This is a genomic window from Phreatobacter aquaticus (assembly GCF_005160265.1).
GTDB classification, from domain to species: domain Bacteria; phylum Pseudomonadota; class Alphaproteobacteria; order Rhizobiales; family Phreatobacteraceae; genus Phreatobacter; species Phreatobacter aquaticus.
Genome location: NZ_CP039865.1, coordinates 2530013 through 2542873 on the forward strand (window position 1 = coordinate 2530013; position 12861 = coordinate 2542873).

Sequence of the window (12861 nt, forward strand, 5' to 3'; positions counted from 1 at the left end):
CCAGCGACTCCTGGCCCCCCTTCCCTCGCCCTCATGGGCTCGCCGGGGGGACGTCTGTCTGGATGTGCCGAGGCAGGCGAGCCTTGGCCCGCTGGCTGAACCGCAGTCCTCGCTCGCTCTGCCTGCTCAGTTCCGCTCCCACCGCTCGCGCCACATGCGCTCGCCAATGGTGCAGTCCACCCGCTCGGACTGCGCGGGGATCGCCGATCCCGTCACCGGCGCCTGCCATGCCGGTGCGATGCCGGCCACTTCCAGGATCAGCTTGCGCCGCGTCGCCGGCACGAATTCCTCGGTGGTCTTGATCGGGATGACGAAATGGCCGGGACCGCCCACCACACAGTCCTGATAATAGGCGTCGAGATTGGCGACATCGGCATAGCGCGGATCGCGCTTCAGCATGATCGGCAGGCCATTGATCGTGATGCCCTTGGCCAGCGCCGCATCGCGGGCCACCTCCACCAGCGGGCCATTGTTGTTGGACCCGTCACCCGAGACATCGATCACCCGGCGTTGCGACCGCATGCCGGACGTGTCGAACAGGGCGGTCGAGGCGTTGAGCGCGCCTGAGATCGAGGTGCGGAAGGCCCGCCGGATCGGCTTCGCCTGCAGTTCGGCGGCAAAGGCCCGGGCGCTCTCCATCCCGTCGATGATGCGCCAGCCGACCACCACCTGCTGCTCGAAGGCGCCCGCCCATTCCAGATAGGTCACTGCGATCTTGCCGATCAGCCCGCGCCGGATCGCCTCGATCACGTCCGGCGAGGTGATCGCCTGGATATAGCCGTCGCGCTGGAGCTTCTGTTCCTCCGGGTCCATCGAATAGGAAATGTCGACGGCCAGCACCAGCTGGAGGTCGACTTCCATCGCCGCCGACCGGCCTTGCGGCGTCGATGGCGTCGCCAGTCCCGCCGTCAGCAAGAGTGCGAGAAACAGGCTGCGGATCATCACAAATCCCCCAGGCGTTCAGGCCCCGATGACCGAAGCGTGACACAGGGCCATGGGCTGCGAAACCAAGGGGAGACACCAATTCACCGCCATGCCGCACGCTTCAAGGGATCGTGATCGGCAAGACTTGATCCCGATCATCGCATCCGTCGATCGTTCGGTCCGAGATGGGATGTTCAGGCCCCGCCGCGAGCGCTAAGACTCGTGGCCGGCCGACAGGAAGGACGCCCCTCGTGACCACACTCGTCGTCTCGCATCCGCAGTGCCTGGAACATCTGACGCCCTTCGGCCATCCCGAGCGTCCCGATCGTCTGCGCATGATCACCCACGTGCTGGAGCACGAACGCTTTTCCGACCTCGCCCGTGACGAGGCGCCGCTTGTCTCCATCGACGCGATCGCCCGCGTCCACCCCACCGACTATATCGAGCGGCTGGACAATGCGACGCCGCTGCTCGGTCTCGTTCAGGTCGATGGCGACACCACGCTGTCGCCGGGATCCTTCGAGGCAGCGCGCCGCTCGGCGGGCGGCGGCGTCTTCGCGGTTGACGAGGTAATGACGGGGAAGGTCGCCAATGCCTTCGTGTCGACGAGGCCTCCCGGCCACCACGCCGAGACCTCGACGGCGATGGGCTTCTGCATGTTCAACAATGCGGCCATCGCCGCCCGCCATGCCCGCGCGGTTTACGGTGCCGAGCGCGTGGCGATCATGGATTTCGACGTCCATCATGGCAACGGCACGCAGGACATCTTCTGGTCCGACCCCTCGGTGATGTATCTCTCCACCCACGAGATGCCGCTCTATCCCGGTACGGGGGCGGCCAACGAGACCGGCGCCTATAACCAGATCGTCAACGCGCCGCTGGCCGCCGGCGATGGCGGTTCGGAATTCCGCGAGGCCTTTGACATCGTCATCCTGCCGCGCCTCCGGGCCTGGAAGCCGGACCTCCTGATCATCTCGGCCGGCTTCGATGCCCACCAGCGCGACCCGCTCGCCAATATCAATCTCACCGAAGTCGATTTCGCCTGGGCCACCAAGCGGCTGATGGAGATTGCCGACGAGGCCTGCGGCGGCCGTGTCGTCTCGCTTTTGGAAGGCGGTTACGACCTCGAAGGCCTCGGCCGTTCCGTCGCGGCCCATGTCATGGCATTGATGCGCGGCTGAGTTCGCTGATTCCCGGAGCCTTCGCCATGTCCGTCCCCCATGCCGACGTTGCGGCGCTGCCGTTCGAGAAGGCGCTGGCCGAGCTGGAATCGATCGTCCAGAAGCTGGAAGGCGGCAATGTCGCGCTGGAGGATTCGATTGCGATCTACGAGCGTGGCGAGGCCTTGAAGAAGCGCTGCGAGGCACTGCTCCGCGATGCCGAGGCGCGCGTCCAGAAGATCACGCTCGCGGCCGACGGCAAACCGTCGGGCACGACGCCGCTCGATCCGCAATAGAGGTGGGGCGGGGGACCCGCCTGTGACCTAATTCCAATCCCTGATCGCCACGGCAGACTTGGGGTCTGACGCGTCCGTTCCGTATTGGCGGCTCGATCCACCCCAAAGTTGCATGCCGGATTGCTGACGTCATCTCACAGCACCCGTCGATATCTGCGTGAGTTGGCAACCGGAGAAAAGCCCTCACGATTCGGTGAGTGTGCGAGCATTCCGACGCAAATGTGCTGTCGCTGCGACAACGGGAAATCTCAATCTTTACGAAACATTAACCACAAGAGACACACGTTTGGCGCGAGTTACCAAAGGACATCTCCCCCATGCCCTTCTTGCGCAATATTGGTGTTGGCCCGAAGCTCCTCGCGGCAGTTCTGTTCCTCATCACGACGATGGGCCTTGTCGCGATGGCGGGCCTTTCCTCCGTGTCATTGACGCTCGGCAGCGGCCGCAGTGTCCAGGAGGCAAGCCTGACACTTCAGCAGGCGGGGCGTGGCACCGCCAATCTCCTGTCTTATGCTCGCGCCGTGGAATTCATCCCGCTGGAGCTTCCGGCGGAGGAGCGGCGGCGCTTCCATGAAGCAGCGCTGGACGAGAGCCGCCGCTTCGAGCGCCGTCTCGACCAGATTGCCAAGGAAGACCAGGCCGGTCGCTTCGCCGCGCGGCTCGCAATCATCAGGACGAACCTGGACGCCTATCGCAAACAGCATGAGCTGGTTCTGGCCGCAGCCAATGCGGGCGATCTCCACAAATCCGGGCGGATCGCCTTTGAGGCGGCGCCGCTTGTCGCCACGATGCGGGCGGCCATCCGGGATGTCGAGGACAATGCCCAGAAACAGTTTGGCGACCAGTCCACGGCCATGGAAGCCGCTGGCAGCCGTGCCTTCTGGACCGTTGGCCTGGTTGGCTCGATCGGGGCGGCTTTCGGTCTCGCCTTCGCCGTCTGGCTGATCGTCTGGGGCGTCGTAAGGCCGCTGGTCGCCATGACGCGGGCCATGATGGCTGTGGCGGGCGGCGACCTCGACGCGAAGGTTCCAGCGGTTGGCCAGGGCGATGAGGTCGGCAAGCTCGCCAATGCCCTCGAGGTGTTCAAACAGTCCGGTCGCGACAATCTGGCCCTGCGCGCCGCGCAGGATGCCGAAAAGGCCCAGGCCGAAGCGGCGCAGAAGGCGATGATGCAGCGCGTGGCGAACGAATTCGAGGCCGCCGTCGGCGGGATCGTCGAGGGCGTCTCGACTTCCGCCGAGCGTCTCCGGCTGGCGGCGGAGACCCTGTCTGCCTCCGCCAACGAGGCGTCGGGCCAGACATCGACGATAGCCGCCGCCTCCGAACAGAGTTCAGGCAACATCCAGACGATTGCCGCAGCAACCGAAGAAATGGCCGCGTCGGTCAGCGAGATTGGCGGCCGGGTCGGCCTCTCTGCCACCATGGCCAGCGAAGCCGTTTCCACCGCGGACGGCACTGCCCTCAGCATCGAGGAATTGGCGGGCAAGGTGAAAGCCATCGGCGCCATTGTGGAATTGATCAGTGGCGTCGCGGCGCAGACCAATCTGCTGGCCCTCAACGCCACGATCGAGGCTGCTCGGGCGGGCGAAGCGGGCAAGGGCTTCGCCGTCGTGGCAGCCGAGGTGAAGGGCCTGGCCGATCAGACCGCCAAGGCGACGACCGAGATCGCCCGGCAGATCGGCGCAATCCAGGAGGCGACGACAGGTTCGGTGCGGTCGATTGCGGGCATTGCCGGCAGCATTCGCGAGATCAACAAGGTGGCAACCGACATCGCGGCGGCAGTCGAGCAGCAGACGGCGGCCACGTCCGAGATCGCGCGCAACGTCCAGCAGGCCTCGCTCGGCGCCAATGAGGTGGCCAGCAACATCATCGGGGTTTCGCGCGTGATCACCGCCACCGGTGGATCGGCGGGCGATCTGCTGGCTGCGGCCAACCAGTTGTCGTCCCAGTCGGGCAGGCTTCGGACCGAGGTGGCAGGCTTCCTCACCAATATCCGCGCGGCCTGATCAGGGGCGGCCCCGGCCAGCCGGGCCCACGGCCTGGTCGTTGCTGCGCAGCTGCCCGGTTTGTGGTAATCTTTGCCTGCGGCACATGGTGCAGAGCGTCGATCCGGGTCGCGGCGTGAAAAATATGCCACCCGCTCTCCGGCAAGGCCTTCATCCTGGAGGGCAAAGGCCAGTGTGCAGAGCGGTTTCAGCACCGCCATGCACCCGGACCAGCCGGACGGAGACCTCTCTCCTGTTCCGGGCAATGTCCGGCAAGCCGTTGTGAAACCCGCAACCGAAAGTCGGAAAAAGCGGTGCCTTTCCAAAGGGTAGGGACATCTGCGCGAATTCTGTGCACCCCCCCTTTCGCCAAGCGCAATCTCCTGTCTAATCTAGGCCCTCTCCGGCAGGGTAAAACTACGTAATCCTTCCTTGACCCGCCGCTGAATGCCTCGACAGAGGGGAGCCTCCATGAACGTCAAGTTATCGCTTCTTGCAGCCGGCCTTGCGCTGGCGCTGGGCGCACCGCTCGCGCCCGCCCATGCCCAGGCGCCGCAGGGTCAGACCCTGCGCTATGCCTTCCAGGGCAACCTCAACACGCTCGATCCCTACGGCATCAACGAGACCACGACGCTGGCCCTCCAGGGCAACGTCTATGAGGGTCTGACCAAGCGCGATCGCGACCTGAAGATCATCCCGGGCCTCGCCGAGCGCTGGGAGATCCTCGACGGTGGCCTGCGCTGGCGCTTCCATCTGCGCCGGGGCGTCAAGTTCCAGGGCGGCGAGGACTTCACCGCCGATGACGTGGTGTTCTCGGCCAGCCGCGTCCGCGCCGACACATCCGACCTGCGCTCGCGCATCGAGGCCAATGTCGAGGTCGTGGCCGTCGATTCCCACACGGTCGACTTCAAGCTGAAGTCACCGAACCCGATCCTGCACTACGAGTGGGACACCTGGTACATCATGTCGAAGAAGTGGGCCGAGGCGAACAACGCCGTCGCCCCCTCGGCCCCCGCCGCCACCACGCCCGGCTATGCCGTGCTGAACGCCAACGGCACCGGCCCCTTCCGCATCGCCGCGCACCAGATCGGCGTGCGCACCGTGTTCGAGAAGAACCCCGCCTGGTGGGGCAAGGTCGAGCATAACCTCCAGCAGGTCATCTTCACGCCGATCACCTCGGCGCCGACCCGCGTGGCGGCCCTGCTCTCGGGCGAGGTCGACGTGATCGATCCCGTGCCGCTGCAGGACATTCCGCGCATCAATGCGAGCCCCAATGCCCGCGTCATGGAGGGCCCGGAACTGCGCACCATCTTCCTGCAGATGGACCAGCGCCGCGACGAGCTGACCGGCTCCTCGGTGAAGGGCAAGAACCCCTTCAAGGACCTGCGCGTCCGCATGGCCTTCTACCAGGCCATCGACATGGAGGCGATCCGCCGCCAGGTCATGCGCGGGGCGGCGACGCCCTCGGCTCTGCTGATCTCGCCGCTGCTGTTCGAGCGTTCGGGCCAGTTCCAGCGCCATCCCTTCAGTCTGGATGCCGCCAACAAGCTGCTGGACGATGCCGGTTATCCGCGCGTCGGCGGCGCCACTGGCACCCGCTTCGAGCTGACCATGGATTGCCCGAACGACCGCTACGTCAATGACGGCGCGATCTGCCAGGCGGTCACCGCAATGCTCGCCCGCATCGGCATCAAGATCAATCTGCAGGCCGTGCCGCGCGCCCAGTTCTTCGCCAAGGTCCTGGCCTCGGGCGGGTTCAACACCTCGTTCTACCTGCTCGGCTGGACCCCCGGTTCGTTCGACTCGTGGAACGTGCTGCAGAACCTGATCCGCTGCCGCGACGACACCGGCTCGGGCGGCCGTGGCGCCACCAATCTGGGCGGCTATTGCAACCCGCGCGTCGACGCCCTCACCGACCAGATCCTGGTCGAGGCGGACGCCGCCAAGCGGTTGGACCTGATCACCCAGGCCTACAAGATCGTCCACGAGGAGATCAGCCACATCCCGCTGCACCAGCAGGCACTCGCCTGGGGCGTGTCGCGCAATGTCGAGCTGGTCCAGCGCGCCGACAACCAGTTCCTGTTCCACTGGGTGAACAAGCGCTGATTGCTTGCCGCGCGGGTATCGCCCCGCCGGTGATCTGACTAGACTGACCAGAGGGCGCGGCTCATGTCGCGCCCTCCCCATTTCGAGAGCCCCATGATTGCCTTCATCCTGCGTCGCATCGCCCAGGCGATCGCCGTCCTGCTGACCGTGTCGCTGATCGCCTTCTCGCTGTTCCGGTTCGTCGGTGATCCCGTCAACCAGATGGTGGGCCAGGACACGACGGTGGAGCAGCGTGCCGCGATCCGTCAGGAACTGGGCCTCAACGATCCGATTGCCCTGCAGTTCGGCCGCTTCGTCTGGAAGGCCGCGCAGTTCGACTTCGGCATCAGCTATCTGAACAAGCAGAAGGTCTCCAAGCTGATTGCCGAGCGATTTCCCGCCACGATGGAACTGGCGCTGGTCTCGGCACTCTTCGCGCTGTTCGCCGGCATCCCGATGGGGGTCTATGCCGGCTTGCGGCCCCATTCCTGGCTGACCAAGCTGTTCCAGACCGTCTCGCTCGTCGGCATCTCGCTGCCGACCTTCCTGATCGGCATCCTGCTGATCTTCATCTTCCCCGTGACCCTGGGCGTCCTGAAGTCGTTCGGCCGCCAGGGCGTGGTCGATCTCGGCTGGTGGTCGACGAGCTTCCTGACGGTTGCCGGCTGGAGCTCGATCATCCTGCCGGCCATCACGCTCGGCCTGTTCCAGATGACGCTGATCATGCGCCTGGTGCGTTCCGAGATGATGGAGGTGCTGCGCACCGACTACATCAAGTTCGCCCGCGCCCGCGGCCTCACCAGCCGCGCCATCAACTTCGGCCATGCCTTGAAGAACACGATGATCCCGGTCATCACCATCACCGGCCTGCAGATCGGTTCGATCATCGCCTTTGCCATCATCACCGAGACGGTGTTCCAGTGGCCGGGCATGGGGCTCATGTTCCTGCAGGCCGTGCAGACCGTCGATATCCCGATCATGTCGGCCTATCTGCTGCTGGTCGCGACCCTCTTCGTGCTGATCAACCTGATCGTCGATCTCCTCTATGTCGCCGTCGATCCGCGTATCCGGATCTCCGGGCGGCCGGCCTGAGGAGACAGACCATGACCTCCGCTCCGAACACATCGCCTCGTCCCGCCTCACGGCTGAAGCGCATCCGAGACAGCGACATCTGGTTCTCGTTCACCCGCTCGTGGATCACCATGATCGCGGCAGTCATCGCGCTGGTGCTGGTGGCATCCGCCATCTTCGCGCCGTGGATCGCGCCGAACGATCCCTTCGATCCCGCAACGCTCAGCCTGCTTGACGGGTCCAAGCCGCCGGTCTGGGCGGCCGAGGGCGAATGGCGCTTTCCGCTCGGCACCGATCAGCAGGGCCGCTGCGTGTTCTCGTCCATCCTGTTCGGCATGCGCATCTCGATCATCGTCGGCTTTGCCGGAGTGCTGCTGGCAGCCACCATCGGCATCACGCTCGGGCTGATCGCCGGCTATCTCGGCGGCGCCGCCGACAGCATCATCATGCGCGTCGCCGATGTGCAGCTGACCTTCCCGGCGATCCTGATCGCGCTGCTGATCGACGGCACGACGCGCGCGCTGTTCGGCAACCAACGCTCGGAGACCACCATCTTCTGGGTGCTGGTCATCTCGATCGGCCTGTCATTCTGGGTGCAGTACGCCCGCACGGTCCGCGGCTCCACGATGGTCGAGCGCAACAAGGAATACGTCCAGGCGGCCCGGCTCATCGGCCTGTCGAAGCCGGTGATCCTGTTCCGCCACGTGCTGCCAAACGTCACCGGCCCGGTCCTGGTCATCGCAACCATTAACCTCGCGCTCGCGGTCATCACCGAAGCGACCCTGTCGTTTCTCGGCGTCGGCCTGCCACCGACACAGCCCTCGCTCGGCACGCTGATCCAGATCGGCAACGAGTTCCTGTTCTCGGGCGAATGGTGGGTGGTAATCTTCCCAGGTATCGCGCTGGCGAGCCTCGTCCTGTCGGTGAACCTGCTCGGCGACTGGCTGCGCGATGCGCTGAACCCGCGGCTGAGATGACCGGCATGTCCAATCGCGCTATAGCGCCGCTCTGCGGAGCCTAGAGATGAGCGATACGACCGACGCCAAACCTCAATCCAAAGCCGTCTTCGTCAAGTCATACGGCTGCCAGATGAATGTCTATGACAGCCAGCGCATGGCCGATGTCATGGGGGCCGAGGGCTATCGCGAGGTGGCGACGCCAGAGGAAGCCGATCTCATCCTCCTCAACACCTGCCACATCAGAGAGCGCGCAGCCGAGAAGGTCTATCACGAGCTCGGCCGCATCCGGGAGCTGAAGCAGACGGCCAAGAGCGAGGGCCGCAAGGTGCTGATCGGTGTCGCCGGCTGCGTTGCCCAGGCCGAGGGCGAAGAGATCGTCAAGCGGGCGAAGTATGTCGACCTGGTGGTAGGCCCGCAGAGCTATCACCGGCTGCCCGATCTTGTTGCCCGCGCCGGCATCCAGCCGGGCGTTGTCGATACCGAGTTCCCGGTCGAGGACAAGTTCGCCAAGCTGCCCAAGCCAGCGGAGGCGAAGGCCCGTTCGCGCGGTATCTCGGCCTTCGTCACGGTGCAGGAAGGCTGCGACAAGTTCTGCACCTTCTGCGTCGTGCCCTATACCCGTGGCGCCGAGGTCTCGCGCCCGGTCACGGCCATCATCGCCGAGGTCGAGGCGCTGGCGGAGGCCGGTGTGCGCGAGGTGTCGCTGCTGGGGCAGAACGTCAACGCTTATCATGGCGAGGGACCGAACGGCGGCGAATGGACTTTGGCCCGCCTGCTGCGCCGCCTGGCCGAGGTGCCGGGCATCCTCCGGCTGCGCTACACGACCAGCCATCCCAGCGAGATGAGTGATGACCTGATCGAGGCGCACCGCGACCTCGGCGCGCTGATGCCCTCGCTGCATCTGCCGGTCCAGTCGGGCTCCAACCGCATTCTCGCGGCGATGAACCGCAAGCACGACCGCGACAGCTACTTCCGCACCATCGATCGTCTGCGCGCCGCGCGGCCCGACATCGCCTTCTCCTCCGACTTCATCATCGGCTTTCCCGGCGAGACCGATGCCGATTTCGAGGACACGATGGAGCTCATCCGGCAGGTCGGGTTCGCTGCCGCCTATTCGTTCAAATACTCGATCCGGCCCGGAACGCCGGGCGCCGAGATGGACGGGCAGATCGACGAGGCGGTGAAGACCGAGCGGCTCTATGCCGTGCAGGCGCTCATCACCAGCCAGCAGCGCGCCTTCCAGCAGAGCCTGGTTGGTCAGACCATCGAAGTGCTGTTCGAGCGGGCAGGGCGCAAATTTGGGCAGCAAGTAGGGCGCTCTCCCTATTTGTCTCCCGTGCAAGTCATGGCACCGTCGTCACTGGCGGGCAGAATCGAAAGGATCCGAATCATCGGAACCGAGACCAACTCGTTGAATGGCGAACTGGTCGATCCCATATCGGCTCGTGCAGTGCAGGCGGCGGAGTGATCCTCATTTCAGGAAGGGCGAAAGTTTGACAAAGCAAGGTACGGACGGCTTCGGGCCCGACAGCGGGCGCAACATTCCCTGGCTCACAACAACTGATGCCGCCGATGAAGCTGAACTGACCCTGTCTTTCGATGACAACCGTCTCGCCAGTCGCCTCTTCGGCCAATACGACCAGAATCTCGCCTTCATCGAGAAGCGCCTGCGCATCCAGGCGGCAGCGCGCGGCAATCTGGTGACACTGATCGGCGCGCCGGAACTCTGCGAGCAGGCCAAGTCGGTCCTCGAGAATCTCTACGGCCGCCTGAAGACCGGTCACGACATCTCGCTTGGCGATGTCGACGGCGCCATCCGCATGACCACGTCGCAAGGCTCACTGTTCGAGCCGGACGGCGAGCCGCGCCTTGGTCACGAGGAGATCGTCACCCGCAAGCGCCGCGTTCGCGCCCGCACGCCGGCTCAGGACTCCTATATCCGCGCGCTGAAGCGCAACGAATTGGTCTTCGGCATCGGTCCGGCCGGTACCGGCAAGACCTGGCTGGCCGTTGCCCAGGCGGTCGCCCTGCTCGACAAGGGGCTTGTCGACCGGATGATCCTCACCCGCCCCGCCGTCGAGGCCGGCGAGCGTCTCGGCTTCCTGCCGGGCGACATGAAGGAGAAGGTCGATCCCTATCTCCGCCCGATCTATGACGCGCTCTACGACCTGATGGATGCGCCGCGCGTCGAGCGAGGGCTGCAATCCACCATGATCGAGATCGCGCCGCTCGCCTTCATGCGCGGCCGCACCCTGACCAATGCGGTGGTCATTCTCGACGAGGCGCAGAACACGACATCCATGCAGATGAAGATGTTCCTGACCCGCCTTGGCGAGAACTCCCGGATGATCATCACCGGCGACCCGACCCAGGTCGATCTGCCGCCGGGTATGAAGTCTGGCCTCTCGGAAGCGCTCGATCTGCTGGACGGCGTGCCCGGCATTGCCCAGTCCTATTTCTCCGAGGACGATGTCGTCAGGCATGAACTGGTCGGACGGATCGTGAAGGCGTATGAAGCGGCGACCCGGAGCGGCGAGCACGCCGCGCCGCACAAGCCGCGCCGCATGCGAACGGAATGACCGAAGAAACCGCCATTGAGACCCATATTGCCGTCCTCTCGGATCTCTGGGAGGGCTTGCCCGAGGCCGAGCATGTCGTACGCCGGGCGGTCGTGGCCGTCGGCCGGACGCCTGGAATCACATTGCCGCCGGATGCGGAACTCTCCTTCGCGCTGGCCGACGACGAGCAGGTGCGGGTGCTGAACCGCGACTACCGGGCGATCGACAAGCCGACCAATGTCCTGTCCTTTCCCGCGGCCCACGGCACGCTGCTCGGCGATGTGATCGTCGCCTATGAGACGCTGGAAAAGGAAGCGGTCGAGGAAGGCATCAGCTCTGCTGATCATCTCGCCCACCTGGCGACCCATGGCCTCTTGCATCTCTTGGGCTATGATCACGACACCGAGGCCGAGGCCCTTGCGATGGAGCAGCTGGAAACGGCCATCCTGGCGGGGCTCGGTATCAAGGATCCACACGCGTCCGGGCGCATGATGCCCGGTGAGAGCCATGCCTGACCCTAGCGACAGTCGATACCGAACCGCCGCGGCAGAGGCCGCATCCCCCGAAACGCCCGCCGCCCCGCCAGAAGCGGAGAAGGCGGCCGAACGGCACGAGCGCTGGCTTGATCGCCTGCGAGCACGCCTCGGCTTGAAGTCCGGTCCGTCGATCCGCCAGAACCTCGAGGAGGTCCTGGAGGACAATGCTCCCGCCTCTGCCGGCTTCACGCCGGAAGAGCGGTCGATGCTGAAGAACATTCTGGAGCTGAGGGAAAGCCGGGTCGGCGATCTCGCCCAGCCGCGCGCCGACATCATGGCGGTCCAGAAGGACATCTCGCTGGACGCCTTGATGCAGGCCTTCGAGGATGCCGGTCATACCCGCCTCGTCGTCTATGACGACACGCTCGATGATCCGATCGGCATGGTCCACATCAAGGACCTCGTGACCTACCTGTTCAACGAGGCGAAGCGCGCCGCCAAGACCAAGCGCCAGAGCCGCGCCAAGGCGCAGGCCAAGGCCGAGGCGAGGGGCGAACCCAAGGCGGAAACGAAGGCCGAGGCCCGTGCCATCCCTGGTCTCGATCTCGGCGCCGTCGATCTCGGCGTGGCGCTGGCTCAGACCAAGCTTGTCCGGCCGATCCTGTTCGCGCCGCCCTCCATGCCGGCGATCGACCTGCTGGCGCGGATGCAGGCGACACGCATCCAGCTGGCGCTCGTCGTGGACGAGTATGGCGGCACGGACGGCCTGATCGCGATGGAGAACATCGTCGAAGCGATCGTCGGCGACATCGAGGACGAGCACGATACCGACAACGGCCGGATGATGTCGCAGATTGCCGACGGCGCCTATATCGCCGATGCGCGCGCGGGCCTGGACCATGTCCAGGATGTGCTCGGACCGGATTTCGATCCCGGGGACGAGGTGCGCGCCGAAGTCGATACGCTCGGCGGCTATCTCACCATGGTCGCGGGCCATGTGCCGATCCGCGGCGAGCTGGTGGCGGGTCCCGGCGATTTCGAGTTCGAGGTGGTCGATGCCGATCCGCGTCGGGCCAAGCGGGTCAAGATCACCCGCGGCCGCGGCCTGATCGCCCGGCCGTCTCGTTCCGGCAAGCGCCGCGACGAGGAATTGGCGTCCGCTGTCGCTGCCGCTGCGTCGCAGCCGGCCAAACTGCCCGCGGCGATCGAGCCCTTGCCGGCTCCGGCGGTTCAGCAGGCAAAGGGCTAGGCCGCCGAGGCCGCTTGACCGGGGCGTCTGGCTGTTCGACACCGGGCCATGATCTTGGCCAACCGTCGCGAATCGCCGTGCTCCCGGAGGACCATGCC

At 65.4% G+C, this 12861-nt stretch carries 11 protein-coding genes; 10 read left to right on the forward strand and 1 reads right to left on the reverse strand.

Annotated elements, in window-relative coordinates; genetic code table 11:
* Positions 1-126: 126 nt before the first annotated feature.
* Entirely contained in the window at positions 127-942 is an 816-nt protein-coding gene (locus tag E8L99_RS11825; RefSeq protein ID WP_137099723.1) for a DUF1194 domain-containing protein, read from the reverse strand.
* 233 nt (positions 943-1175) lie between these two features.
* On the opposite strand from E8L99_RS11825, the gene E8L99_RS11830 reads away from it, so the two are divergent.
* From E8L99_RS11830 to E8L99_RS11875, 10 genes are all read left to right on the forward strand, one after another.
* Positions 1176-2105 carry a histone deacetylase family protein gene (locus E8L99_RS11830; RefSeq protein ID WP_210421760.1) on the forward strand — a complete coding sequence of 310 codons (930 nt, stop codon included), beginning with the start codon at positions 1176-1178 and terminating at the stop codon, positions 2103-2105.
* A 26-nt stretch (positions 2106-2131) separates the two neighbouring features.
* Positions 2132-2380: an exodeoxyribonuclease VII small subunit gene (locus tag E8L99_RS11835; RefSeq protein ID WP_137099725.1), complete on the forward strand. Its 249-nt coding sequence runs from the start codon at positions 2132-2134 to the stop codon at positions 2378-2380.
* Positions 2381-2697: 317 nt separating this feature from the next.
* Positions 2698-4386, forward strand: coding sequence for a methyl-accepting chemotaxis protein (locus E8L99_RS11840; protein WP_137099726.1), 1689 nt, complete (start codon positions 2698-2700; stop codon positions 4384-4386).
* A 450-nt stretch (positions 4387-4836) separates the two neighbouring features.
* On the forward strand, positions 4837-6471 hold the full coding sequence (locus E8L99_RS11845) for an ABC transporter substrate-binding protein (protein WP_137099727.1): 1635 nt from the start codon (positions 4837-4839) through the stop codon (positions 6469-6471).
* 93 nt (positions 6472-6564) lie between these two features.
* Positions 6565-7542, forward strand: a complete 978-nt coding sequence (locus E8L99_RS11850) for an ABC transporter permease (RefSeq protein WP_137102091.1) — start codon at positions 6565-6567, stop codon at positions 7540-7542.
* Between the two features lie 11 nt (positions 7543-7553).
* On the forward strand, positions 7554-8498 hold the full coding sequence (locus E8L99_RS11855; protein ID WP_137099728.1) for an ABC transporter permease: 945 nt from the start codon (positions 7554-7556) through the stop codon (positions 8496-8498).
* Positions 8499-8544: 46 nt separating this feature from the next.
* Positions 8545-9948 carry a tRNA (N6-isopentenyl adenosine(37)-C2)-methylthiotransferase MiaB gene (gene miaB / locus E8L99_RS11860; protein ID WP_137099729.1) on the forward strand — a complete coding sequence of 468 codons (1404 nt, stop codon included), beginning with the start codon at positions 8545-8547 and terminating at the stop codon, positions 9946-9948.
* A 25-nt stretch (positions 9949-9973) separates the two neighbouring features.
* Complete coding sequence (locus E8L99_RS11865) at positions 9974-11059, forward strand: PhoH family protein (RefSeq protein WP_391527445.1); 1086 nt, start codon at positions 9974-9976, stop codon at positions 11057-11059.
* A complete protein-coding gene (gene ybeY / locus E8L99_RS11870; RefSeq protein WP_137099731.1) occupies positions 11056-11553 on the forward strand; it encodes an rRNA maturation RNase YbeY in 498 nt (165 codons plus the stop codon). The genes E8L99_RS11865 and ybeY overlap by 4 nt, the downstream gene beginning before the upstream one ends.
* A complete protein-coding gene (locus tag E8L99_RS11875) occupies positions 11546-12763 on the forward strand; it encodes a hemolysin family protein (RefSeq protein ID WP_137099732.1) in 1218 nt (405 codons plus the stop codon). Before ybeY ends, E8L99_RS11875 begins: the two co-directional genes overlap by 8 nt.
* Positions 12764-12861 lie beyond the last annotated feature (98 nt).